This window comes from Streptomyces sp. NPDC028289, from assembly GCF_055565975.1.
Genome location: NZ_JBVHTI010000003.1, coordinates 555,647 through 580,098 on the forward strand (window position 1 = coordinate 555,647; position 24,452 = coordinate 580,098).

At 70.3% G+C, this 24,452-nt stretch carries 21 protein-coding genes and 1 pseudogene; 16 read left to right on the top strand and 6 right to left on the bottom strand.

The window, feature by feature from the left end:
- Positions 1 to 71 precede the first annotated feature (71 nt).
- Together ACZ4UV_RS16700 and ACZ4UV_RS16705 are read right to left on the bottom strand one after the other, a co-directional pair.
- Entirely contained in the window at positions 72 to 1,406 is a 1,335-nt protein-coding gene (locus ACZ4UV_RS16700; protein WP_451020897.1) for an alpha-2,8-polysialyltransferase family protein, read from the bottom strand.
- The gene (locus tag ACZ4UV_RS16705) at positions 1,403 to 2,380 is read right to left on the bottom strand and encodes a glycosyltransferase family 2 protein (RefSeq protein ID WP_351715083.1); all 978 of its coding nucleotides are present in this window, start codon (positions 2,378 to 2,380) and stop codon (positions 1,403 to 1,405) included. The genes ACZ4UV_RS16700 and ACZ4UV_RS16705 overlap by 4 nt, the downstream gene beginning before the upstream one ends.
- A 198-nt stretch (positions 2,381 to 2,578) precedes the next feature.
- Between ACZ4UV_RS16705 and ACZ4UV_RS16710 the strand changes: the two genes are divergently transcribed.
- Genes ACZ4UV_RS16710 through ACZ4UV_RS16725 form a run of 4 tightly spaced genes read left to right on the top strand, consistent with a single transcriptional unit; the run spans position 2,579 to position 7,358 of the window.
- The gene (locus ACZ4UV_RS16710) at positions 2,579 to 3,901 is read left to right on the top strand and encodes a DUF6716 putative glycosyltransferase (RefSeq protein ID WP_451020896.1); all 1,323 of its coding nucleotides are present in this window, start codon (positions 2,579 to 2,581) and stop codon (positions 3,899 to 3,901) included.
- Positions 3,902 to 3,948: 47 nt separating this feature from the next.
- Positions 3,949 to 5,199 (top strand): acylneuraminate cytidylyltransferase, encoded by a 1,251-nt coding sequence (locus tag ACZ4UV_RS16715; RefSeq protein ID WP_351485341.1) that lies wholly within the window; start codon positions 3,949 to 3,951, stop codon positions 5,197 to 5,199.
- 15 nt (positions 5,200 to 5,214) lie between these two features.
- Positions 5,215 to 6,150, top strand: coding sequence for an N-acetylneuraminate synthase family protein (locus ACZ4UV_RS16720; protein WP_390044304.1), 936 nt, complete (start codon positions 5,215 to 5,217; stop codon positions 6,148 to 6,150).
- Positions 6,151 to 6,197: 47 nt separating this feature from the next.
- Positions 6,198 to 7,358: a hypothetical protein gene (locus ACZ4UV_RS16725; protein ID WP_451020895.1), complete on the top strand. Its 1,161-nt coding sequence runs from the start codon at positions 6,198 to 6,200 to the stop codon at positions 7,356 to 7,358.
- Here the strand turns inward: ACZ4UV_RS16725 and ACZ4UV_RS16730 are convergent.
- On the bottom strand, positions 7,345 to 7,614 hold the full coding sequence (locus tag ACZ4UV_RS16730; RefSeq protein WP_451020894.1) for a hypothetical protein: 270 nt from the start codon (positions 7,612 to 7,614) through the stop codon (positions 7,345 to 7,347). The genes ACZ4UV_RS16725 and ACZ4UV_RS16730 overlap by 14 nt on opposite strands.
- 27 nt (positions 7,615 to 7,641) lie before the next feature.
- Here ACZ4UV_RS16730 and ACZ4UV_RS16735 point away from each other — a divergent pair, with 27 nt between their 5' ends.
- Both ACZ4UV_RS16735 and ACZ4UV_RS16740 read left to right on the top strand, forming a co-directional pair.
- Positions 7,642 to 8,538, top strand: coding sequence for a hypothetical protein (locus ACZ4UV_RS16735; protein ID WP_467838586.1), 897 nt, complete (start codon positions 7,642 to 7,644; stop codon positions 8,536 to 8,538).
- Positions 8,539 to 8,968: 430 nt separating this feature from the next.
- Positions 8,969 to 10,057, top strand: coding sequence for a glutamate--cysteine ligase 2 (locus ACZ4UV_RS16740; RefSeq protein ID WP_451017068.1), 1,089 nt, complete (start codon positions 8,969 to 8,971; stop codon positions 10,055 to 10,057).
- A 44-nt stretch (positions 10,058 to 10,101) separates the two neighbouring features.
- On the opposite strand, the gene ACZ4UV_RS16745 is transcribed toward ACZ4UV_RS16740, so the two are convergent.
- The gene (locus tag ACZ4UV_RS16745) at positions 10,102 to 10,758 is read right to left on the bottom strand and encodes a class I SAM-dependent DNA methyltransferase (RefSeq protein WP_451017069.1); all 657 of its coding nucleotides are present in this window, start codon (positions 10,756 to 10,758) and stop codon (positions 10,102 to 10,104) included.
- A gap of 260 nt (positions 10,759 to 11,018) precedes the next feature.
- On the opposite strand from ACZ4UV_RS16745, the gene ACZ4UV_RS16750 reads away from it, so the two are divergent.
- From ACZ4UV_RS16750 to ACZ4UV_RS16790, 9 genes are all read left to right on the top strand, one after another.
- On the top strand, positions 11,019 to 12,236 hold the full coding sequence (locus ACZ4UV_RS16750) for a M20 family metallopeptidase (RefSeq protein ID WP_390044312.1): 1,218 nt from the start codon (positions 11,019 to 11,021) through the stop codon (positions 12,234 to 12,236).
- Between the two features lie 346 nt (positions 12,237 to 12,582).
- The gene (locus tag ACZ4UV_RS16755; RefSeq protein WP_467838591.1) at positions 12,583 to 13,614 is read left to right on the top strand and encodes a BMP family lipoprotein; all 1,032 of its coding nucleotides are present in this window, start codon (positions 12,583 to 12,585) and stop codon (positions 13,612 to 13,614) included.
- A gap of 244 nt (positions 13,615 to 13,858) precedes the next feature.
- Positions 13,859 to 14,917, top strand: coding sequence for a BMP family lipoprotein (locus tag ACZ4UV_RS16760; RefSeq protein ID WP_451021747.1), 1,059 nt, complete (start codon positions 13,859 to 13,861; stop codon positions 14,915 to 14,917).
- Between the two features lie 522 nt (positions 14,918 to 15,439).
- Entirely contained in the window at positions 15,440 to 17,143 is a 1,704-nt protein-coding gene (locus ACZ4UV_RS16765) for an ABC transporter ATP-binding protein (protein ID WP_390044458.1), read from the top strand.
- Positions 17,140 to 18,261 (top strand): ABC transporter permease, encoded by a 1,122-nt coding sequence (locus ACZ4UV_RS16770; protein WP_388906478.1) that lies wholly within the window; start codon positions 17,140 to 17,142, stop codon positions 18,259 to 18,261. Before ACZ4UV_RS16765 ends, ACZ4UV_RS16770 begins: the two co-directional genes overlap by 4 nt.
- On the top strand, positions 18,261 to 19,523 hold the full coding sequence (locus ACZ4UV_RS16775) for an ABC transporter permease (protein WP_467838596.1): 1,263 nt from the start codon (positions 18,261 to 18,263) through the stop codon (positions 19,521 to 19,523). Before ACZ4UV_RS16770 ends, ACZ4UV_RS16775 begins: the two co-directional genes overlap by 1 nt.
- Positions 19,520 to 19,924, top strand: a complete 405-nt coding sequence (locus ACZ4UV_RS16780) for a cytidine deaminase (RefSeq protein WP_351485310.1) — start codon at positions 19,520 to 19,522, stop codon at positions 19,922 to 19,924. The genes ACZ4UV_RS16775 and ACZ4UV_RS16780 overlap by 4 nt, the downstream gene beginning before the upstream one ends.
- Before the next feature lie 73 nt (positions 19,925 to 19,997).
- Positions 19,998 to 21,275 carry a thymidine phosphorylase gene (locus tag ACZ4UV_RS16785; protein WP_451021751.1) on the top strand — a complete coding sequence of 426 codons (1,278 nt, stop codon included), beginning with the start codon at positions 19,998 to 20,000 and terminating at the stop codon, positions 21,273 to 21,275.
- Positions 21,276 to 21,370: 95 nt separating this feature from the next.
- Positions 21,371 to 21,955 (top strand): Uma2 family endonuclease, encoded by a 585-nt coding sequence (locus ACZ4UV_RS16790; protein WP_351485308.1) that lies wholly within the window; start codon positions 21,371 to 21,373, stop codon positions 21,953 to 21,955.
- Positions 21,956 to 21,963: 8 nt separating this feature from the next.
- Here the strand turns inward: ACZ4UV_RS16790 and ACZ4UV_RS16795 are convergent, their stop codons facing one another.
- Positions 21,964 to 22,884, bottom strand: coding sequence for an AEC family transporter (locus ACZ4UV_RS16795; protein ID WP_451021749.1), 921 nt, complete (start codon positions 22,882 to 22,884; stop codon positions 21,964 to 21,966).
- A gap of 264 nt (positions 22,885 to 23,148) precedes the next feature.
- Here ACZ4UV_RS16795 and ACZ4UV_RS16800 point away from each other — a divergent pair.
- A pseudogene (locus tag ACZ4UV_RS16800) lies at positions 23,149 to 23,289 on the top strand (STAS domain-containing protein); the annotation flags it as partial.
- Between the two features lie 30 nt (positions 23,290 to 23,319).
- Here the strand turns inward: ACZ4UV_RS16800 and ACZ4UV_RS16805 are convergent.
- On the bottom strand, positions 23,320 to 24,333 hold the full coding sequence (locus tag ACZ4UV_RS16805; protein WP_390044324.1) for a sigma-70 family RNA polymerase sigma factor: 1,014 nt from the start codon (positions 24,331 to 24,333) through the stop codon (positions 23,320 to 23,322).
- Positions 24,334 to 24,452: the final 119 nt, after the last annotated feature.

The following is a 24,452-nucleotide window of genomic DNA, read 5'->3' on the forward strand; positions in this document are numbered from 1 at the left end:
CGCGTGGGCGCGACCAGCCACGACGGCGCGGCAGACGAACGACGGCAGACGCGCCGCTTCCGGCGAAGCGCCTAGCGACGAACAACCCGCCGCAGGTTGCGTGCCTTACGCGCCATCCGCCGCACGGTCGCGTTGCGCGGCAGGAAGGCCAGCTGCGCGGGCACCCCACCGGGCAGCCCGAGCGAGGTCAGACGCTTGCGCTTGAAGTAACGGATGGTGGTGTCGCTCAGGTGCTTGGTCAGATAGCGCTCGGTCTCCCCGCGCAGCTGCGGGTAGATCTTCGGCTGCATGGCGAAGCCCACCGCGCGGATCAGCTCGCCGAGCGCCTCGACGCTCATCCGCGGGCGCTGCTCCTCGACCGCCTTGCGGTCGGTGAGCTCGGGCACCAGTGCGTCGACGACGGTGACCGGGACGCGGTTGCTGTTCTCGTACGGCGTGAGCCTGTCGAGGAGCGTGTCGGTGCCGATGCGGGCGGTCGGCAGGCCGTACAGGGCGGACGCGGTGAGCAGCGCGGTGGAGAAGCAGCCGACGACCAGGGCGGGGCGCATCCGCTGGTAGAGCACCTCGGCGAGGACCGTGGTGTCCAGGACCGTGAGGTCGACCTTGAGCTTCTCGGCCTCCTGCTCCAGGGTGCGGGCGAACCGGGCCGGGGCGGAGGGGTGCGGCTTGAACACGACCTTGGTGTGGCCGAGCTGGACGGCGCCCTTCAACATCCGGACGTGCAGGTTCTCCTCCTGCTCCGGGGTGAGGATGTCGAGCGCGGAGAGGTACTGGCCGAGCAGCAGAGCCGGTTCCTCGATCTGCGGCAACTCGTCGCCGCTGGGGGCGAGTTCGGCGAGGACCTTGGTGAACGCCGCGGTCGGCACGACCTCGCCCTCGACACCGAACTCGGTGAGCAGCATCGGCTTCAGGCCGGGCACCAGGTCGAGGTGGAGGACCCGGTCGACGCGGGTGCCGACCAGCGGGTCGATCTTGTTGCGGGTCGGGCCGTAGCTCATCAGGCCGTCGGCGTAGACCGTGACCGGGGCGCCGGTGAAGATCTGGGTGAGGCTCTGCGAGGGGTTGACCTGGATCGACTCGACGGCGAACTCGATGTCGTCGTCGCCCAGCTGCCACTCGTGGCGCAGGAAGCGTTCCCACAGGGGCATGTCATCCACTCGGGGGGCCCAGCCGCCCGGGTGGAACGGGAAGATCGTCTCGTTGTACGAGATCACGTCGTCGAAGCGGTCGCGCAGCCGCTCGAAGCCGGGCGCCTCGTCCAGGCCCGGGGTGGTCTCGGGGGTCGCCGCGTTGTTGCAGACCAGCAGGATGCGCCGGTCGGCCGGGCGGAAGGCGCCGGAGTCCAGGGCGGCGGCGAGGGTGGCCGTGCCGTAGAGGGTGGACGCCTGGAAGATCTGGGTGGTCACGCGGCGGCTCCCGCGGGGGCGGGACGGCGGCGCAGCCGGCGCAGCTTGGTGGCGCGCTGGAGGTCCATGGAGTCCAGGGCCTCGTCCAGCACGTCCTGCGGCATGCGCCGCAGTGCGGCCGCACTCATGGATTTCAGCTTCTTCGCCACCGCGGGCTCGAACCTTTCGATGGATCCCAGGTGATGGGAAATGATGGCGCAATAGGTGCGGACGGCCTTCGGCAGGAGTTCCTTCGCGTCGGCGTCCTGGGCCGTTTCCTCGATCACCTGGTCGAACGCGCGAATGAAATCGAGCTGACGGACGTCGCCGATCTGCGTGAGTGAAGAGGCTACGCCACGCCGGTAGAAGACGCCGAGCAGGTTCACCGCGGCGAAGGACCCGGCCTCCCGGTGCAGCTTCCAGATCCACGGCCGGTCCTCGGCCGTGCGCAGCCCGTCCGTGAAATGCACGAGCCCCTTGTCCACCAGACGGCGGTGGTAGACGCCCGCCCACGCGTAGGCGTAGTCGACGGAGGTGGACCGGTCGGCGGGCAGGATGGCGTCCCGCGGGTTCATCACGACGTTGCGGCGGCCGACCGGCACCCGCGTCACGACCCGGGCGCGCGCGGTGCACTGCACATGATCGGTACGGACGAAGTCGCAGCCCAGCGACTCGATGGCGTCCACCAGTTGCGGGTAGTAGCCCGGCGCCAGCCAGTCGTCGCCGTCCAGGAAGGTCACGTACTCACCGCGCGCTTTGTCGATGCCGGTGTTGCGCGCGGTGGCCAGCCCTCCGTTCAGCTCGTGTCTGACATGGACAGCGCCGGGGAGCTCGCGCTCGGCCCGCGCGAGAATCTCTGGTGTCCCGTCGGTCGAGCAGTCGTCGACGAGAATGAATTCGAAGTCCTCACGCGCGTTCGCGCGCAGGCTCCTCAGGGTGTCGGGCGCGTATTGCTGCACGTTGTAGAACGGCACGATGACGGAGAGCTTGACCACGTGGAGGACGTTAGGCGGACGCCCGTCATCCGTCTTGACTGTCGCCTTGAATCCAGGTGAACGACGCGTGGCGAAGCTGTGAACCAGGCAATTTTGAGGGCTTATCCCGAGCTGATTCCCCATCCGGAGACGTGTTGTTAACCTTTTGTTGGATTCGGGTTCGGGAGTTCCTCGGAATGGCTTCCTAGCGTCTTCGATGTGCCAGCAAGTGCAACGAAGTCCCTGCGGGTGGCAGTCCTGGCGGATTCCGACACCCGGTGGAAGTGGGGGGCGCTCACCGCGAAGCGCCTGATTCCCAACGAAACCGACAGTTCGGACGTCCGGCTCGACGGCTACCTCCTGCGCGGCCGTGCCACCCCGACCGCCCGCCAGCTCCAGGAGGTCGGCGTCCACGCGGACTCGCTCCGCGAGGTCACGGCCGTCGAGTTCCTGAGAGAGATGGACCAGCAGGAGTACGACATCCTCGTCCTCTCCCTCGTCGGCGGCGGCACGCAGGCCATGCTGCACGGGCTGCGCAGCACCTGGGCCGGCCGGGAGAAGCGGCCCGTCGTCGTCACCGGCTATGTCGGCGTCGTCTACGAGAAGCTCGCCGACGGTCTGCTGCTGCGGCACGGCGCGGACCTCGTCCTCGCCAACTCCCGCCAGGACGCCGAGCGTTTCCGCGCGGTGTACGACGGGGTCGGCGCCGACTCCTCGTCGGTGACCGAGGTCGCGCTGCCGTTCCTCGGCGGGACGCCCTACGAAGGCGAACACGACCCGTACACCGTGGTGTTCGCCGCCCAGCCCTCGGTCCCCGACAGCCGCAAGGACCGTACCTACCTGCTCGACCGGCTGATCGAGCACGCCCGCAGGCACCCCGAGCGGGAGGTGCTGCTCAAGCTGCGCTCCAAGCCCGGCGAGCACACCACCCACATCGAGGAACTGCCGTACCAGAAGCTGGTCCAGGGCAAGGACGTGCCCGCCAACTTCCGCCTCGTCTACGGCCACATGGGCGAGGTGCTCGACCGCACCGACCTCCTGGTCACGATGAGCTCGACGGCCGCCCTGGAGTCCCTGCACCGCCGGATCCCCACCGTGGTCCTCACCGACCTCGGCATCCGCGAGGCGCTCGGCAACCACCACTTCGTCGGCTCCGGCTGCCTCGCCTCCTGGGACCAGCTCGACGCCGGACACCGCCCGGTGCCCGACGCCGAGTGGGTCTCACGGCAGGGCGTCGCCGCCGACGGCACGTACGCCACCGCCTTCGACGCGGGCCGTGAACGCATCGCGAAGCTGCTCGCACGGCCCGGCGGGCTGCCGCCCCTGAACCCGTACTACACACCCGAGACCGCGTCCGGTTACCTGCCCGGCATCCTGGCCCGCCACCACCTCGGCCCCGACGGCGTCCCGCTCCCGGGCGCGCCCGCCGCCGACAAGGCCCCGGGCCCCGTCCGCCAGATCGTGCGCCGGGCCGCACGCGGCGCCTACCGCCACGGCGTCCAGCGGGTGGCCCCCGTGATCCGACGAATGGGAGAGCTGTGAGCGACCGGATCCCGCGTCAAGCTTCAGTTGCCGAAGGAACAGAGCCGATGCCTCACCCCGAAGGGGCCGTAGTGCCCCGCGTCCTCGCCGTGATCCCCGCCCGGGGCGGCTCCAAGGGCGTGCCCGCCAAGAACCTCGCCCCGGTCGGTGGTGTCCCGCTGGTCGCCCGCGCGGTCCGCGAGTGCGTCGCCTCCCGCCTGGTCACCGACGTGGTCGTCTCCACCGACGACCAGGCGATCGCCGCGGCCGCCCGCTCCGCCGGCGCCGAGGTCGTGCTGCGCCCGGCCGCCATCGCCGGTGACACCGCCACCTCCGAGGCCGCCGTCCTGCACGCCATGGACGCCCACGAGGCGCTGCACGGCGCCACGGTCGACGTCGTGCTGCTCGTGCAGTGCACCAGCCCGTTCATCGTCCGCGAGGACATCGACGGGGTGGCCGGCGCGATCGTCGACAACGGCGCCGACACGGCCCTGACCGTCGCACCCTTCCACGGCTTCGTCTGGCGCGACGAGGTGCACGCCCCGGTGCCGGTGGGCGCCGACGAGGCCTCGGCCAGCGGCGGCTTCGGCGTCAACCACGACAAGTCGTTCCGTCCGCGCCGCCAGGACCGTCCCCAGGACTTCCTGGAGACCGGCGCCGCCTACGCGATGCGCGCCGACGGCTTCCGCGAGCACCAGCACCGCTTCTTCGGCCACACCGAACTGGTGCGGACCGACCCCGCGCGCGTCCTGGAGATCGACGACCCGCACGAGCTCGCGCGGGCCCGCGCCCTGGCCCCGCTCTTCGACGCGGACCGCCCCGGCGCGCTCCCGACCGCCGACGACGTCGACGCGGTCGTACTGGACTTCGACGGCACCCAGACCGACGACCGGGTGCTGATCGATGCCGATGGAAAGGAGTTCGTCTCCGTGCACCGCGGCGACGGACTCGGCATCGCCGCCCTGCGCAAGAGCGGGCTGAAGATGCTGATCCTCTCCACGGAGCAGAACCCGGTCGTCGCCGCCCGGGCCCGGAAGCTACAGATTCCGGTCCTGCACGGCATCGACCGCAAGGACCTCGCACTCAAGCAGTGGTGCGAGGAGCAGGGCATCGCTCCCGAGCGCGTGCTCTACGTCGGAAACGACGTCAATGACCTCCCGTGCTTCGCCGTAGCCGGCTGGCCCGTGGCGGTCGCGAGCGCCCACGACGTCGTACGCGGCGCCGCACGCGCGGTCACCACCCTCCCCGGCGGTGACGGCGCGATCCGAGAGATCGCCAGCTGGATCCTCGGCCCCTCTCTCGATTCCCTCCCGAAGTAAGGACACCCCACAGTCATGAGCAACTCCCGTCTGCGCCAGTTCGGTTCCCGTGAGGTCGGCCCCGGCAAGCCCGTCTACATCTGCGGCGAGATCGGCATCAACCACAACGGTGAGCTGGAGAACGCCTTCAAGCTGATCGACGTCGCCGCCGAGGCCGGCTGTGACGCCGTCAAGTTCCAGAAGCGCACCCCGGAGATCTGCACCCCGCGCGACCAGTGGGACATCGAGCGCGACACCCCCTGGGGCCGCATGACCTACATCGACTACCGCCACCGCGTGGAGTTCGGTGAGGACGAGTACCGTCAGATCGACGAGTACTGCAAGACCAAGAACATCGACTGGTTCGCCTCCCCGTGGGACACCGAGGCCGTCGCCTTCCTGGAGAAGTTCGACGTCCCCGCCCACAAGGTGGCCTCCGCCTCCCTCACGGACGACGAGCTGCTGAAGGCGCTGCGCGCCACCGGCCGTGCGGTCATCCTCTCCACGGGCATGTCGACCCCGAAGCAGATCCGCCACGCGGTCGAGGTCCTGGGCTCCGAGAACATCCTCATGTGCCACGCCACCTCCACCTACCCGGCGAAGGCCGAGGAGCTGAACCTCCGCGTGATCAACACGCTGGAGAAGGAGTACCCGAACGTGCCGATCGGCTACTCCGGCCACGAGACGGGCCTGCAGACCACCCTCGCCGCGGTCGCGCTCGGCGCCACCTTCGTCGAGCGTCACATCACCCTCGACCGCGCCATGTGGGGCTCCGACCAGGCCGCCTCCGTGGAGCCGCAGGGCCTCACCCGCCTGGTCCGCGACATCCGCATCATCTCCGAGTCCCTCGGCGACGGCGTCAAGAAGGTCTACGACTCCGAGCTCGGCCCGATGAAGAAGCTGCGCCGCGTCACCGGTGTCGTCGCCGAGGCGGAGATCGCCGCGGCCGCCGGCGAGCCGGTCCAGGTCTGAGCCCGAGCCTGATTGATGTGTTACGACGACGGGACGGTCGTACGTCGATGAGCCCCCGCGCCGGGAACACCGGCCCCCACACACTCGCGTTCGTCGAGAGTCCGGTGCAGCTGCTGAACGTGCTGGAGTGGGCGCATGTCCACGCCCTGCGCGGGGCGGCGGACCCCGTGCCGGCCGTGCCCAGCCAGGTACGGCGCCCGGCATCCGGCATATCTGCACCCGGCGCGGAACTCACGATCGTCGTCCTGTCCCCGACGGACCCCATGACCCGGGGCCAGCTGCGCCGCATGGCGGACCTGGCCCGGGACGAGGGATACCGGGTCCGCTGGGAGGAAGCACGGGGCGGTACCGCCGCCCCCTTCCAGACGATCGGCGGCCTGGCGGGTTCCCTCCGCCGGGCCGACCGCATCGTCATGGGAGACCCGTTCTCCCGCTACGTACAACTGCTCCTGACCATCACCCGCGCCCGTGACCTGGTCGTGGTCGACGACGGCACGGCCACGATGGAGTTCGTCGCCCAGCTGGCGCGCGGCGAACGCCTGGTCCGCTGGCACCGCAAGGGCGGCAGACCCGGCGCGCGGGACCTGCTCTTCGCCCCGGTCTCCTCCTCCGCCCGCCGCCGCCTCACCCCGAGCGACCGCCGCCGGGTGGAGGTCTTCTCCTCCATGCCGATGACGGAGACGCCGGCCGGGGTGACGGTCACCGCGAACGACTTCGGCTGGACCCGCGCGCGCTTCGGCCCGCCGCGCATCACCAAGGGCGCCGACATGGTCGGCACCTCCCTGGTGGAGACGGGGGTCGTGGACGGCGACCGCTACCTGGAGGCCGTCCAGACCCTGGCCAAGGCGCACGGCGCGACCCGCTACTTCGCACACCGCCGCGAGAGCACCGAGAAACTCCACCGCCTGGCCGCCGAGACGGGCCTGGAGATAGTCCGCCCGGACCTCCCCCTGGAGCTGATCGCCCGCCGCGGCCCCATCGGCCGTACGATCCTCAGCTTCCCCTCGACGGTCGTGCACACCCTCCCGCTGGCCCTGGTCGGCACGGGCGTCCGCGTGGCCGTCTGCGACATCGACCCGGCCTGGTTGACGGAGAACGCGTCCCCGCGCGCCCAGGGCTTCCTGTCCGGCGTCACCGGGACGGCGAAGGACGTCCACCGACTGGCGGCGGTGACTGGCCCGGCCCAGCCCCTGCTCACGCCCCCCTGACTCTGGCCTCGCGCACGCCGCGCAGCGCTTCGGACCAGGCGGTGACCTGGTCGAGCATGCCGTGGACGGCGGTGTCGAGGCCCTCCTGGGGGACGAAGGCGCCGCTGGCGAACGCGGGGATCAGCGGCACGGCGGGCTGGGCGCGGACCGTGGCCACCTGAAGTTCGGCGAGGACGAGCCGGAGCGCCTCGCGGCGGCCCGGACCCCGGCGGCGTGGCCGCCGTAGCTGACGATACCGGCGACCTTGTCGTTCCACTCCCGGTACACGTAGTCGAGAGCGGTGATGGTGGGGTCGTCGCATGAGGCGTTGCACCGGATCTTCCAGAAGGATCCGGGGTTGCTGACGCATGCGTTGCAGCGGGTTCTGGGGGTGCCGTTTCCGGAGACGCGGGAGTTCGCCGCGATGAACGTGGACCTGACGGAGATCGAGCCGGTCGAGCGTCGGGTGGACACGTTGCTGCGGGCGGAGACGGACGAGGGGACGTATCTCCTGGTCGTGGAGTCGCAGGGGGAGGTGGACGTCCGTAAGCGGGGGAGCTGGCCGTACTACCTGTCGTACTTGTACGAGAAGTACCGGTGTGAGCCGGTGCTGATCGTGATCACCCAGAACAGCGCGACCGCGAAGTGGGCGGCGCAGCCGATCCAGCTCGGCTTGCGGGGGTGGGAGTCGCTGACGGTGCGTCCGCTGGTGCTGGGGCCGGACAACGTGCCGGTGATCGCGGATGAGCGGGAGGCGGTGCGGGACGTACCCCTTGCGGTGCTATCGGCCATGACACACGGGCGGGGGCGGCAGGCCCCGGCCATACTGGAGTCGCTGGCAGCCGCCCTGAAGACCATCGACCGCGACAGTGCCGCGGTGTTCGTGCAGTTCGTCGACTCGTGCCTGGTCGATCCCCAGGCGAAGCAGATGTGGAGGGACCTGATGACGGCGATCCAGTACTTCTGGCGGCACCCGCTGGCGGAGCAGGTGCGCGAGGAAGGGCGCGAGGAGGGGCGCGAGGAGGGGCGTGTCCAGCAGTATGCCGAGATGGTTCTGAGGGTTCTGGAGTGGCGGGGCGTCCCGGTGAGCGACTCCGTGCGAGAGCGGGTAGACGCCTGTACGGAGCTGGATCAGCTTGAGGTCTGGGCCCAGCGCGCAGTGCACGTCACGGACGCCGCGAAGCTGTTCGCGGAGGAGTGAACGTCGGGGCCGCCCGCTTGCTGTGCAGGGTCGTGCCTCCGCGAGCCGCGTCAAGGGCGCTGCGCGTCGCCTTCGGCGATGAACCTTCGGGCCACCCTTGACCCGGCTCGCTCCGGCACGGGTGAGAGGCGATCGGGCGGCCTGGGAAGGCGGGGCCCGGCCGGGGTCGCGAGCGCCGGGCGCTGCGCGCTCGCCGGCGGACGCGGGCGTGGCCTCGTATGGGTGCGGCGCGTGGCGGGGTCGGTGATGGGCGGCGAAGGGTGGATGTGTGCCGTCGGGGGAGCGGTGGGTGGCACGGATCCTCCGATCGAAGGACCGTGGGCAGAGGGGGCGGGCGGGTGCGGTGACAGGTGTCCCCTCGTCCCGCCTGGGAAGTCGGGGGGTACAGCCTGCCGCGTACGGTCGCGGCGTGGACGGAGGGCGGCTTTGCGTGCGTACCGTCGGAGTGGAGGAAGAGCTTCTTCTCGTAGATCCGGAGTCGGGTGAGCCCAAGGCGTCGGCCCCGGCCGTGCTGGCGCGGGCCTCGCTGGTGGATCCGGGGCAGGACGTGTTCGAGAAGGAGCTCTACGGGCAGATGCTGGAGTTCGCCACCCATCCGCAGTCGGACATGGCGGAGTTGGGGGAGGAGATCATCCGGTGTCGCAAGGAGGCCGCCCGGCTCGCCGGGGAGCTGGGGTGTGCCGTCGTCGCGCTCGCCACTTCGCCGCTGCCCGTAAGCCCCTCCATCAGCGTGAACCCGCGCTACCAGTGGTTGGCCGAGCAGTACGGCATCGCCACCCGGGAGCAGCTGGTGTGCGGATGCCATGTGCACGTTGCCGTGGAGTCCGACGAGGAGGGCGTGGAGGTTCTCGACCGGGTACGGCCGTGGCTGCCGGTGCTCGTCGCGATCAGCGGGAACTCGCCCTTCTGGCAGGGCACCGACACCGGCTACTCCAGCTACCGCAGCCGGGTGTGGTCGCGCTGGCCGTCCTCCGGTCCGACCGAGCTGTTCCGCTCCGCCGAGCGCTACCACCGGCTGGTGGCGGACATGGTGGCCACCGGCGTCATCCTGGACGAGGGGATGGTCTACTTCGACGCCCGGCTGGCCCGGCGCTACCCGACCGTGGAGATCCGGGTCGCCGACGTCTGCCTGCGCGCCGGGACCGCCGTGCTCGTGGCCACCCTCGCCCGTGCGCTGGTGGAGACGGCCGCGCGGGAGTGGCGGGCCGGGCGGGAGCCCGTCGACCACGGGGTGGGGCTGCAGCGGCTGGCCACCTGGCGGGCCGCACGGTCGGGGCTCGGCGGCGAACTGCTCGATCCCGGCACCCTGCGGCCCCGGGCGGCCCCGGCCGTACTGGAGTCACTGCTCGCGCACACCCGGGACGCCCTCGTCGGCAGCGGGGACCTGGCGGCCGTGGAAGAGGCCGTCGGGCGGCTGCTGCGGCGCGGCAACGGCGCCGACGAGCAGCGGGAGCTGCTGGAGGGCGCCGGGAGCCTGCGGGGCGTCGTCACCGGGTGCGTGCTCCGTACCCAGGAGTGACGCCCCGCGTCCCCGCACCTCGCCGATGCCCCGCCCGTGCCCGCTCAGCCCGGCTTGCGGGCCAGGACGAACGCCCGGGGCATCTTCTCCGACCCCAGCGGTTCCCGGATCAGGGTCGCCGCCACCTCCAGGCCCGCCTTGGCGAGCATGTCGCCGACCGCGTACGCGGGGCGCCAGTAGTAGCGCAGGTCGATCTCGTGGCCGAAGCGTTCCGTGAGGTGGAGGCCGGGCGTCTCGCCCTTCTGGAAGGACAGCAGCACGTGGCCGCCGGGGACCAGGACGCGGTGGAAGCCGGCGAAGGTCGCCGGGAGGTGGTCGTCGGGGATGTGGATGATCGAGTACAGGGCGAGGATCCCGCCGAGGGTCTCGTCGGGCAGGTCCAGCGAGGTCATGGAGCCCCGGTGGAAGCGGACGGCGGGGTGGGCCTCGCGGGCCAGGGCGACCATGGCGGGCGAGAGGTCGATGCCGAAGGTCTGGACGCCCAGGTCGTTCAGGTGGGCCGTGATGTCGCCGGGGCCGCTGCCCAGGTCGGCCACGGGGGCGGTGCCGTTCGCCTTCACCAGCGCGGCGAAGGCGGCGATCATGGACATGTCTACAGGTAGGTCGGGTATGCCGGGGAAGGCGGCGGAGTAGTCCTTGGCGATCGTGTCGTAGGACGTACGGGTGGTCTGTATGAAGTCGGTCGTCTCCGGGTCCGTCACGGTCGCGCACGCTACCGGCCGGGCGGGGACCGTGTGGCGAAGTCGCGGTTGTGGCCCGGTCCCGTTTCGGTGGGTGGACAGGACGCGCGTGATCGTCGCCAGGCGTGGTATGCGTGGAAGAGGAAACATACGTGTTACCCAGCCACGTCCGAGGTCATGCGTCCGAGGTCAGATTTTCTTCCCCTAACGGGCTGAACTTTTGTTGATCTCGGGTCAGTTGACCCTTCGGGCGTCCTACCCTTCAGAGGGTGAACCAATTGATGTCCCTAGAGACCGAGGCCGACCTCCCCGGGGATGTGCTCCCCGGCGTGCTCAGCGAGGAACTGCACGCCGAACTCGTCGCCTTCCGCCGCGACCTGCACATGCACCCCGAGCTAGGAAACCAGGAGTTCCGCACCACGGCCGCCATCAAGGAGCGGCTGGAGAAGGCCGGCCTCCGGCCGCGCGTCCTCCCGGCGGGGACCGGACTCGTCTGTGACATCGGGCCGGTCGGGGACGGGCTTCCGGTGCTCGCCCTGCGGGCCGACATCGACGCCCTGCCCATCCCGGACATGAAGACCGAGTGCTCGTACCGGTCCACCGTGCCGGACCGGGCGCACGCGTGCGGGCACGACGTGCATACGACCGTGGTGCTGGGCGCCGGTCTGGTTCTCGCCGAGCTGCACGAGCGGGGGCAGCTGCCGCGGCCGGTACGGCTGCTCTTCCAGCCCGCCGAGGAGGTGCTGCCCGGCGGCGCCGCCGACGCCATCGAGGCCGGGGTGCTGGACGGGGTCGGGCGGATCATCGCCGTGCATTGCGACCCCCGGGTGGACGTGGGGCGGATCGGGCTCAGGACCGGCGCCATCACCAGCGCCTGCGACCGGGTCGAGGTGGCGCTGGACGGCCCCGGCGGGCACACCGCACGGCCGCATCTGACGACCGACCTGGTCACCGCCGCCGCCCGGGTGGCCGTCGACGTGCCGGCGCTCATCGGGCGGCGCGTGGACAGCCGGAGCGGGCTCGCCGTGACCTGGGGCCGGATCGAGTGCGGGCACGCACCCAACGTGATCCCCCAGCACGCAGAGCTGTCCGGGACCGTGCGCTGCCTGGACCTGGAGGCCTGGCGGCAGGCCCCGGACGTCGTGCACGCGGCGATCGACGAGGTCGCCACCATGCACCGCGCCAAGTCCGAGATCAACTACGTGCGCGGGGTGCCGCCGGTCGTCAACGACCCGGTGATCACCGAACTGCTGCGGGACGCGATGACCGCCCGGCGCGGCACCGAATCCATCGAGACCACCGAGCAGAGCCTCGGCGGCGAGGACTTCTCCTGGTACCTGGAGCGCGTGCCGGGCGCCCTGGCGCGGCTCGGGGTCCGCACGCCGGGCGAGCGGACCGTGCGCGACCTGCACCAGGGTGACTTCGACGCCGACGAGCGGGCCATCACCGTCGGGGTGGAGCTGTTCACGGCCGCCGCCCTGATCGACGCGACCATGTAGTCGTATCGGCGGCTGTCGTATCAGACGGCGGGAGAAACGGTCAGCTTCCCCGCACGTCGCGCAAGTCCCCCAGGGGGGCGAAGGGGTGCCCGGTCGGTACCCCTTCGCCCCCTTGTGTCACCCCGCCGTAACCGGCGGCCGCCGCTTGTAACCCGGAGTCGGCACGGTTCGATAACGGCCCGGAGAAACCCCGTTCCCCTCCCCTTCTACGCGCGTTACTGTGCGCCGAAATCGCCACCGAGGGTGGACGGTTGGGGAAGCGGGCCGGTGACGGTGCCGTGGGGACGAAGGGGTGCTTGCTGTGCGTACTATCTCGGGTCGGAGGACTCGGTTCTCCCAAGCTGCGGTGACCGTTGCCGTCATCGCCCTCGCGGCCGCCGGGTGCGGCAAGTCCAGCTCGGACAGTGGTGCGACCAGCGCCAACTCGTCCGGCAAGTACAACGGCAAGGGCATAGGCCTCGCCTACGACATCGGCGGCAAGGGCGACCAGTCCTTCAACGACGCCGCCTTCGCCGGCTTCGAGAAGGCCGAGAAGGAGTTCGGCATCGGCGGCCGGGACATCGAGCCGCAGGACGGCGAGTCCGACGCCGACAAGGTGCAGCGCCTCGACACGCTCGCCAAGGCCGGCTACAACCCGATCATCGGGGTCGGCTACTCCTACGCGCCCGCCGTCAAGGAGGTCGCCGCCAAGTACCCGAACATCACCTTCGGCATGATCGACGACTCGACGATCCAGGCGAAGAACGTCGTCGACATGGTGTTCGCCGCCGAGCAGTCCTCGTACCTGGCCGGTGTCGCGGCCGCCTCCGCGACCAAGAAGGACCACATCGGGTTCATCGGCGGCGTGGACATCCCGCTGATCCACACCTTCGAGGCCGGGTTCGACCAGGGTGCCAAGTCGGTCAACCCGAAGATCAAGATCGAGTCGCAGTACCTGACGCAGACCGCGGCCGAGGGCGGCTTCTCCAGCCCGGACAAGGGCAAGACCGCCGCTCAGGGCCAGATCGACGCCGGTGCGGACGTGATCTACCACGCGGCCGGCCTGTCCGGTCAGGGCGTGATCGAGGCCGCCGCCTCCGACAAGGTCTGGGCGATCGGCGTCGACTCCGACCAGTACGCGCAGGACGCCCTCGCGAAGTACAAGGACTACATCCTCGGCTCGGCGCTGAAGAACGTCGGCGGCGCCGTGTACGACCTGGTCAAGTCGGTCTACGAGGGCAAGCCGGAGAGCGGTGTCGTCAACGGCACCCTCAAGACCGGTGGCGTCGGCTTCGCGGACACCAACCCGAAGTACAAGGCCATGACCAAGGTCGTCGCCGCGGTCGACAAGGCCAAGCAGGACATCATCGACGGCAAGGTCACCGTCAACACGAAGTAATGCGACATATATAAGTCGCCGGGTGAGCGGCCGTACCGATGGGTACGGCCGCCCGCGCGTCGTTGCAGTCAGTACGCCCCTTGCCTCCTGCAAGGGGCGTATTGCTGTCCGTAGCCTTGGCCGTGACTGTGGCCACAGCTAGATAACGGACCGGACATTGGGGGTTTTCCGTCTGGTCTACGCGCGTTACGCTGCCGCGGAACCAGCGCCTGGTTTGGGCGCTTGCACGAAGGAGTCTCGTTCCATGCGCCGGGTGTCCCGAATCGCCGTTGCGGGCGTTGCAACCGCAGCTCTTGCCGTCACCGTCTCAGCGTGCGGCAGCTCGTCCAGCTCGTCCAGCTCGTCCACCGGCAAGGCCGGCGCGTCCAAGGGTGTCGGTCTCGCGTACGACGTCGGCGGCAAGGGCGACCAGTCCTTCAACGACGCCGCGTACGCCGGCTTCGAGAAGGCCAACAAGGAGTTCGGCGTCACCGGCCGGGACATCGAGCCGCAGGACGGCGAGTCGGACGCGGACAAGGTCCAGCGGCTGGAGACCCTGGCCAAGTCCGGCTACAACCCCGTGATCGGCGTCGGCTTCGCCTACGCGCCCGCGGTCAAGGAAGCCGCCGCGAAGTTCCCGAAGGTCACCTTCGGCATCATCGACGACAACCAGGACCAGGCGAGCAACGTCGCGGACATGGTCTTCCACGAGGAGCAGTCCTCGTACCTGGCCGGTGTCACCGCCGCGCTGACCACCAAGTCGAACACCGTCGGCTTCATCGGCGGCGTGGACGTCCCGCTGATCCACAAGTTCGAGGCGGGCTTCGAGCAGGGTGTCAAGGACACCAAGAAGAACATCACGGTCAAGGCCCAGTACCTGACCCAGACCGCCCAGGAGGGTGGCTTCTCCAGCCCCGACAAGGGCGAGGCCGCCGCCGAGGGCCAGATCGGCGGCGGTGCCGACGTGGTCTACGCCGCCGCCGGCCTCTCCGGCCAGGGCGTCATCAAGGCCGCCGCCGCGCACAAGGTGTGGGCGATCGGTGTCGACTCCGACCAGTACAACCAGGCCGCGCTGTCGAAGTACAAGAACTACATCCTGACCTCGGCCCTGAAGAACGTCGAGGGCGCGGTGTACGACCTCGCCAAGTCGGTCATCAAGGACAAGAAGCCGCTGTCCGGCGAGATCCGCGGCTCCCTGACCAACGGTGGCGTCGGCCTGGCCGACTCCAACCCGGTCTTCAAGAACAACGCCGCCCTGCAGGCTGCGCTCAAGAAGGCCGAGGCCGGCATCAAGGACGGTTCGATCACGGTCAAGACCTCCTGACCCAGGGGGCATGACCTTGTCGTAGGCATGGTCAAAAGAACGCTGTAATGGCAGCGTTACGGCCACGGAACGGGGTGCGGGAAGGATGTCCTTCCCGTGCCTCTGCCGTAGGTCCAGGACTCCGGGGATCCGGGCGGGAGCCCGGGCGCGGGTCCGGGTGGTCGGTCGGTGGTCCCGGGCGTGGGTCCGGGGTGCCGGCCGATGGTCCCGGGCGCGGGTCCGGGAGACCGGCCGGTGGTTCCGGGCCGTGGTGCAGGGGGATCCGGCGGGATCCCGGACGCGGGTCCGAGAGTTCGGTCAGGAATCTCGGGTGCGGGTCGGGGAGACCGGTCGGTGATCCAGGTGCGCGGGCCGGGAGATCCTCGGGAGATCCCGGGGGACCGGCGGCAGGGGCAACCCCCGTTCGCGCGGCAGAATGCTCGGAACGGATCGAGAGTCGAAAAAGCTCGGTCAGGTCCGGGCACTATTTAAAGCAGGGGCGCTACGCGCGTAGAGCGACCCCTTTTCCGAGGAGAGTGCGCCATCGACGCGTCCAGCAGCCCTCCGCTCACCGCAGAGACGACAGCCGCGGTCGAGCTGGCGGGGATCACCAAGCGATTCCCGGGTGTCGTAGCCAACCACGACATCCACCTGTCCGTCCGCAAGGGCACCGTCCATGCCCTGGTCGGCGAGAACGGGGCCGGCAAGTCGACCCTGATGAAGATCCTCTACGGCATGCAGAAGCCGGACGAGGGCACCATCGCGATCGACGGCGAGCAGGTCTCCTTCTCGTCCCCGGCCGACGCCATCGCGCGCGGCATCGGCATGGTCCACCAGCACTTCATGCTGGCGGACAACCTGACGGTCCTCGAGAACGTCGTGCTCGGCAGCGAGAAGCTGTACGGCATCGGCGGCAACGCCCGGAAGAAGATCAAGGAGATCTCCGACCGGTACGGCCTCGGCATCCGCCCGGACGCCCTGGTCGAGGACCTCGGCGTCGCCGACCGGCAGCGCGTGGAGATCCTCAAGGTCCTCTTCCGCGGCGCCACGACCCTGATCCTCGACGAGCCCACCGCGGTCCTCGTCCCGCAGGAGGTCGACGCACTCTTCGACAACCTGCGCGAGCTGAAGTCCGAGGGCCTCTCGGTCATCTTCATCTCCCACAAGCTCGGCGAGGTGCTGTCCGTCGCCGACGACATCACCGTCATCCGGCGCGGTACCACGGTCGGCACGGCGATCCCGTCCGAGACCACCCCGCGCCAGCTCGCCGAGCTGATGGTCGGCAGCGAGCTGCCCACCCCGGAGACCGCCGAGTCCACGGTCACCGACCAGGCCGTCGTCACGGTGAAGAACCTCACCGTCTACGCCAGCGGCCCCTCCCTCGGCGAGGTCGGCGCGCAGCCCGAGACCGCCACGGTGGGCTCGTCCGGCGCCACCGCCCGCGGCGACGTCCTCGACGAGGCCACCACCCCCGGCGCCGCCAAGCGCGTCCTCGACGACGTCACCTTCACCATCCACGCAGGCGAGGTCATGGGCATCGCCGGCGTCGAGGGCAACGGCCAGACCGAGCTGATCGACGCGCTCATCGGCACCCGGCACGCCGACTCCGGTGCGATCGAGTTCCTCGGCGAGGACATCACCGGCTGGCAGACCCGCAAGCGGCGCGAGTCCGGCGTCGGCTACATCCCCGAGGACCGCCACCGCCAGGGCCTGCTCCTGGAGTCCCCGCTCTGGGAGAACCGCATCCTCGGCCACGTCACCGAGAAGCCCAACGCGAAGGGCTTCTGGCTGGACATCAAGGGCGCCCAGGCCGACACCCGCCGGATCGTCGAGGAGTACGACGTCCGCACTCCCGGCATCGACGTCACCGCCGCCTCCCTCTCCGGCGGCAACCAGCAGAAGCTGATCGTCGGCCGCGAGATGAGCCACAACCCGAAGTTCCTGATCGCCGCCCACCCCACCCGCGGTGTGGACGTCGGCGCCCAGGCGCAGATCTGGGACCGCATCCGGGAGGCCCGCCGCGAGGGCCTGGCGGTGCTGCTGATCTCCGCCGACCTGGACGAGCTGATCGGCCTGTCGGACACCCTGCGGGTGATCTTCGACGGAAAGCTGGTCGCGGACGCCGACCCGGCCACCATCACCCCGGAGGAGCTGGGCTCCGCCATGACGGGTGCCGCGTCCGGCCACCTGGAACACGTAGAGACCACCGACGAAGGCGCCGACGGTCCGGAGGACGAGGCCCGATGAAGAAGTTCGACAAGGAGCGGGTGCTCCTCGCGCTGGCCGGCCCGGTCATCGCGCTCGTCCTGGCGATCGCCCTGACCTCGATCGTGCTGCTGGCCTCGAACCGCAACCCGTTCGAGCCGTACGTGCTGATGCTCCAGCAGCTGCCGTACTCGGACATCCAGGTCCTGATCATCAACCAGGCGGCGATGTACTACATCGCGGCCATCGCGGTCGCCCTCGGCTTCCGGATGAACCTGTTCAACATCGGCGTCGACGGCCAGTACCGCCTCGCCGCCGTGATGACGGCCGTGGTCGGCGCCAACGTGGGCCTGCCCGCCTTCCTCCAGATCCCGATGCTGCTCCTGGTCGCCATGCTCACCGGCGCCTTCTGGGCCGGTATCGCGGGCGTCCTCAAGGTCACCCGGGGGGTCAGCGAGGTCGTCGCCACGATCATGCTGAACGCGATCGCCACCAGCGTCATCGGCTACGTCACCCTCTCCAACGTGTGGGGTGTCCAGGTCGGCAACAACATGACGACCGGCGTGATGAAGAAGTCCGGCTGGTTCCCCGGCATCAACCTGGGCTCCGACGTCGGCGAGATCTACGGCATGGTCTTCGTCGCCATCGCCCTCGGTATCGGCTACTGGGTCGTCCTCAACCGGACCCGCTTCGGCTTCGACCTGCGCGCCACCGGCGCCTCCGAGTCCGCCGCGGCCGCCTCCGGCGTCGACGCCAAGCGCATGGTCCTCGTCTCCATGCTGATCTCCGGCGCCGTCTCCGGCCTCGCGGGCCTCCCGCTGCTGCTCGGCGACTCCCACACCTACAGCCTCGACTTCCCGGCCGGCCTCGGCTTCACCGCCATCGGCATCGCCCTGCTCGGCCGCAACAACCCGGGCGGCATCGCCTTCGCCGCGCTGCTGTGGGCCTTCCTCGACAAGGCCTCGCCCGCCCTCGACTACGCGACCCCGGTGGCGTACGAGAAGGAGATCGCCACGATCATGCAGGGCCTGATCGTCTTCTCCGTCGTCATCTCCTACGAAGCCGTACGGCAGTGGGGTCTGCGCCGCCAGCAGCGCCAGGTCGGCGCGGAGCTCGCCGCGGCCGCCGCCCAGAACACCAAGAAGGAGGTGGCGGCCTGATGTCCACCGCGACCATCGCCAAGCCGCAGGCGACCAAGCCCGGCAAGGGCGGCCGCCGAATGTCGCTCCCGGTACTCCTGCTGGTCATCGCCGGCGTACTGATCCTGACCTCGGCCGTGCGCCTGATCACCGGCGCCGACGGCATCACCTCGACCGGCCAGATGTCCACCGCGCTGCGCCTCGCCGTCCCGATCGGCCTCGCCGGCCTCGGCGGTCTGTGGGCCGAGCGCGCGGGCGTCGTCAACATCGGCCTCGAAGGCATGATGATCCTCGGCACCTGGTTCGGCGCCTGGGCCGGCTACCAGTGGGGCCCCTGGACCGGCGTCGTCTTCGGCATCCTCGGCGGCGCGCTCGGCGCCCTGCTGCACGCCGTCGCCACCGTCACCTTCAACGTCAACCACATCGTCTCCGGTGTGGCCCTGAACATCCTCGCCCTGGGCGCCACCCGCTACCTCTCGAAGTTCACCTTCGAGAACGCCGAGGGCGGCTCCTCCAAGCAGTCCCCGCCGATCGACTCGCTCGGCACGTTCAGCGTCCCGGGCCTGTCCGACTGGCTGGACACGCTCAACCAGAAGCACTGGTTCTTCATCTCCGACATCGCGGGCCTGGTCGGCGGGCTGCTGACCGACCTCTCCCCGCTGACGGTGATCGCGGTGGCCCTCGTACCGATCACGTGGTGGGTCCTGTGGCGCACCGCCTTCGGCCTGCGGCTGCGCTCCTGCGGCGAGAACCCGGTGGCGGCGGAGTCCCTGGGTGTCAACGTCTACAAGTACAAGTACATCGCGGTGATCATCAGCGGCGGCTTCGCGGGCCTCGGCGGCGCGTTCCTCTCCATCGTCGCCTCGAACGTCTACCTGGACGGCCAGACCGCCGGCCGCGGTTACATCGGTCTCGCCGCGATGATCTTCGGCAACTGGATGCCGGGCGGCCTCGCCCTCGGCGCCGGCCTGTTCGGCTACACCGACAGCCTCAACCTGCGCGGCGGCACGGTGAACGTCCACGCGCTGATCCTGCTGCTCGCGATCCTGCTGGTGTTCGGCGCCGCCTACCTGGCCTGGAAGAAGAAGTACGTCCCGGCGGCGATCACCATCGTGATCTCGGTCCTGATGTTCGTCTGGTACGCCACCACCGACGACGTCCCGCGTCAGCTCGTGACCGCGACCCCGTACATCGTCACCCTGCTGGTGCTCTCGCTCTCCGCGCAGTCCCTGCGGATGCCGAAGGCGGACGGCCTGCCGTACCGGAAGGGACAGGGCAAGTGACCGCCGAGGCCGCCGGCTTCGACTGGGAGGCCCTGCGGGCCGAGGCGCGGGAGGCCATGTCCCACGCCTACGCCCCGTACTCCGGCTACCCGGTCGGGGTCGCCGCCCTGGTGGACGACGGCCGTACGGTCTCCGGCTGCAACGTGGAGAACGCGTCGTACGGCCTCGGCCTGTGCGCCGAGTGCGGACTGGTCTCCGAGCTGCAGCGCACGGGCGGCGGCCGGCTCACGCACTTCACCTGCGTGGACGGCACGGGCGCCCTCCTCGTCCCGTGCGGCCGCTGCCGCCAGCTGCTCTACGAGTTCGGCGGCCCGGACCTCCTCCTGGACACCCCGGAGGGCGTCCTGCCCCTCTCCGAGATGCTGCCCCAGGCCTTCGGCCCGGCCCATCTCACCAAGTAACTCCCGTGCGGCCCCTCCGGGTTCGGAGGGGCCGCACGCTTCGCACTTCTTCGAAGGGAACGCCATGGCCACCATGGACGCCGTCTCCGTCATCCGCACCAAGCGCGACCGCGGTGAACTCAGCGACCAGCAGATCGACTGGGTCATCGACGCGTACACGCGCGGCGAGGTCGCCGACGAGCAGATGTCGTCGCTCGCGATGGCCATCCTCCTCAACGGCATGAACCGCCGCGAGATCGCCCGCTGGACCGCCGCGATGATCGCGTCCGGCGAGCGCATGGACTTCTCCTCCCTGTCCCGTCCGACGGCCGACAAGCACTCCACGGGCGGCGTCGGCGACAAGATCACGCTGCCGCTGGCCCCCCTCGTGGCGGCCTGCGGCGCGGCCGTCCCCCAGCTCTCCGGCCGGGGCCTCGGCCACACCGGCGGCACCCTGGACAAGCTGGAGTCGATCCCCGGCTGGCGCGCCCTGCTCTCCAACGAGGAGATGCTGTCGGTGCTGGACGGCACCGGCGCGGTGATCTGCGCGGCGGGCGACGGCCTGGCCCCCGCCGACAAGAAGCTGTACGCGCTGCGCGACGTCACCGGCACGGTCGAGGCGATCCCGCTGATCGCCTCCTCGATCATGTCGAAGAAGATCGCCGAGGGCACCGGTTCCCTGGTCCTCGACGTGAAGGTCGGCACCGGCGCCTTCATGAAGACCATCGAGGACGCCCGCGAGCTGGCCTCGACCATGGTGGGCCTCGGCACCGACCACGGCGTGAAGACGGTCGCGCTCCTCACGGACATGTCCACCCCCCTCGGTCTCACGGCCGGCAACGCCCTGGAGGTCCGCGAGTCGGTGGAGGTCCTGGCCGGCGGCGGCCCCGCCGATGTCGTCGAACTGACCCTCGCGCTCGCCCGCGAGATGCTCGACGCGGCCGGTGTCCGCGATGCCGACCCGGCGAAGGCACTGGCCGACGGCTCGGCGATGGACGTCTGGCGCCGGATGATCGCGGCCCAGGGCGGCGACCCGGACGCGGCACTCCCGGTGGCGAAGGAACAGCACGTCGTGAAGGCCACCGAGTCGGGCGTCCTGACCCGCCTGGACGCCTACGACATCGGCGTCGCCGCCTGGCGCCTGGGCGCCGGCCGTGCCCGCAAGGAGGACCCGGTGCAGGCGGGCGCGGGCGTCGAACTCCACGCCAAGCCCGGCGACACGGTCACCGCGGGCCAGCCCCTCCTGACCCTGCACACGGACACCCCGGAGCGCTTCGAGTACGCGCTCCAGGCGGTCGAGGGGTCGTACGACATCGGGGCGGCGGGTACGGCCTTCGCGGCGTCGCCCGTCGTGCTGGAACGTATCGCCTGACCAGGGGATTGCTCGATCGGGTGAACGGGATCGGTGGACCTGCGCCGGTCCCGTTCGGCATGCTGGGATCGGTGACGCAACCGAAGGAGACCGTCGTGAGCGCACTCACCGTCAGCCAGGACCCCGACCAGAACTGGGACGACCTCGTCCGGTACTGGGAGGAGATGGAGTGGCCCGAGGGCAGCAAGGTGGAGATCATCGAGGGGATCATCACCGTGTCACCTGCTCCCGCCTCCCGCCACAACGTGATCGCGGAGCGCGTCCAGCGCCGCCTCTACAGCGTGGTTCCCGACGACTTGGGGATCTACCAGACACTGGCCATCGCGGTGCCGTCGCGTCTGGGGATGCTCATCCCGGACCTGGTGGTGGCGCCGGTGCAGGGCTGTGTGGAGGCGGACTCCCACATCCCCGCTGCTCTCGCCGAACTCGTCGTCGAGGTCACCTCACGGTCCAACGCCCGGCACGACCGCGTCAGCAAGCCCGCCGCCTACGCCACCGCAGGCATCCCGCTCTACCTCCTGATCGACCGCTGGGCCCCCGGCGGACCCACCGCGACGCTCTACGGTGAGCCGAAGGGCGACGTCTACCGGGTGCTCAGCGCCGTCAAGTTCGGTGACCCCATCGCCCTGCCGGAGCCGTTCGGCGTCACGATCGACACCGGCGAGTTCCCCGTCGACTGACCGGCCCGTCAGCCCAGCAGTGCCGCGACCGCGATCAGTACCGGTACCGACAGGACCGTCGACAGCAGGATCGAGTCCCGGGCCAGTTGCTCGCCGACCCGGTAGGTGCTGGCGTACGTGTACAGGTTCTGCGCGGCCGGCAGCGCGGATGTCACCGTCACGTCCAGCAGGGGCGCGCCGTGCAGGTCGAAGACGGCCGACGCCAGGGCCCAGGCGGCCAGAGGCTGGCCCACCGCCTTCAGGGCCACCGACAGGAACACCGGATGGCGGTCGCGGCCCCGGCCGGGGAGCGTGCTGCCCCGCAGGGAGATGCCGAAGGCGAGCAGGACCGCCGGGACGGACATGTTGCCGATCAGGGTCAGCGGGTCCATGACCGGGCCGGGGACGTGGATGCCGAGACCCGAGACCGCGACGCCGGACAGGGAGCCCACGGCTATCGGGTTGCGGAGCGGGGTCAGCAGGCGGCGCCACCAGGAGCCCTTCTCGCCCGCGCCCGAGAGGTCGAGGACCGTCAGGGCGACCGGGGTGAGGAGCACCACCTGGAAGAGCAGCACCGGGGCCACCAGGGACGCGTCGCCCAGCACGTACACCGCGATCGGGATGCCGAGGTTGCCGGAGTTCACGTAGCTGGAGCACAGGGCGCCGATCGTCGTGCGGCCCACACCCCAGCCCCGTACGACACCCACCGCCACGAACGCGCCCGCCGCCGCGGCCGTGCTCAGGGCCGTCACCAGCAGGCGGCTGGAGAAGATCACCGCCAGGTCGGCCTTGGCGAGCGTGGTGAAGAGCAGGGCGGGGGAGGCCACGTGGAAGGCGAGCTTGGTGAGGACCTCGCGGCCGTTCGCCCCCAGGTGGCCGCCGCGGCCGAGGGCGTAGCCGACGGCGATGACGATCGCTATGACCGCGAAACCGCTCAGCACCCCTTGCACGGGACCCCCATGGCGTGCGCGAGGCCGTCGGGTATCCGGGAGGGTGCGGGTCTGTGGGGCATACACCTAACCCTCTGGTGTGGGTCAGGTGCAGGTCAACTTTGTGATCCTTGTGATCTGCGCGGCCGCGCGGGGACGCACCGTACCCACCGATGAGTTGTCAGGCCGTCGCCGGTCTACCGCCTCGTGGATGCCGTGACCCCCGCCGTGCTCGTGCTGTCGGGCCCCGTCGCCAGGGACGAGGTGCCGGGGCTCTGTGACGACGTGCGTGAGCTGCTCGGGGCGGGCGGGGCCGGGCCCGGCAGCCGCGTCGTCGTCTGCGATGTGGGCGGTCTCGGGCCGCCGGGTCTGGCGGCCGTCGACCTGCTGGCCCGGCTGGAGCTGACGGCCCGGCGGGCCGGAGGGCGGATCCGGCTCCGCGACCCCGACCCCGCCCTACGCTCCCTCCTCCGGTTCGTCGGACTCCGCATCCAGATGGAGGGGAAGGTCGAAGAGCGGGAACCAGCGCTTGGTGTCGAGGAAGAAATGGAACCCGGTCAGCCGGCCGTCCGAGATCTCCAGGACCTGGACGGACCAGGGGCTCCAGCCGCCGGTGTCCGGGTCGGGCTTGTACTGGGCGAACCCGGGCAGGCCGTTGACCCGGACCGGGAACAGCCGTGAGCCCTCGCAGGCGGAGCCGATGGTGGTCATGAAGCCGGTGATGTCGTCGTGGCCGGTGAGCCACAGGTCGAACGGCGGCATCGTCATGATGGCGTCCTCATGGAGGAGCGCCGTCAGTGCCGTCATGTCGTAGCCCTCGAAGGCGGCGACATAGCGCTCCAGGAGCTTCTGCTGCTCCTCGTCGAGCGGGTCGGAGACCTCGGCGGCGGCGCCCGACTGCCGCTGCTCGGCCAGGGTGGCGCGGGCCCGCTGCAACGCGCTGTTGACCGACGCGACGGTGGTGCCGAGCAGCTCGGCCACCTCGGTGGCCCGCCAGGCCAGCACCTCGCGCAGGATCAGCACCGCCCGCTGCTTGGGCGGCAGTTGCTGGAGCGCGGCCATGAAGGCCAGCCGGATCGACTCCTTGGCCACGGCCGCCTCCGCCGGGTCGTCCACGGTCGGCAGCACGCGCGCGTCCGGCACCGGCTCCAGCCAGGTGTTGTCGGGCCGGGGGGAGAGCGCCGCCTGGGCCAGCGGCGTCGACTCGCTGAGGTCCATCGGCCGGGCCCTCTTGTTGCCCGCGTTGAGCATGTCCAGGCACACGTTCGTCGCGATCCGGTACAGCCAGGACCGCAGGCTGGAGCGGCCCTCGAACTTCTCGTAGCTCCGCCAGGCCCGCACCAGGGTGTCCTGCACCGCGTCCTCGGCCTCGAACGACGAGCCGAGCATGCGGTAGCAGTACCCGGTCAGCTCGGTCCGGTGCTTCTCCAGTGCGACGTCCAGCTCCGCCGTCGCCGTGCCGTCGGTCATCTTCCGTCCACCCACCCCTGTGGCCGTTCCTGTTCGCGCGCCGTTGCGCTCCAGCACTTCGGAAGGTAGCGCAGGGGACTGACAATGGCCCCCGGAGTGGGGAAACGTGCAGGTGAGAT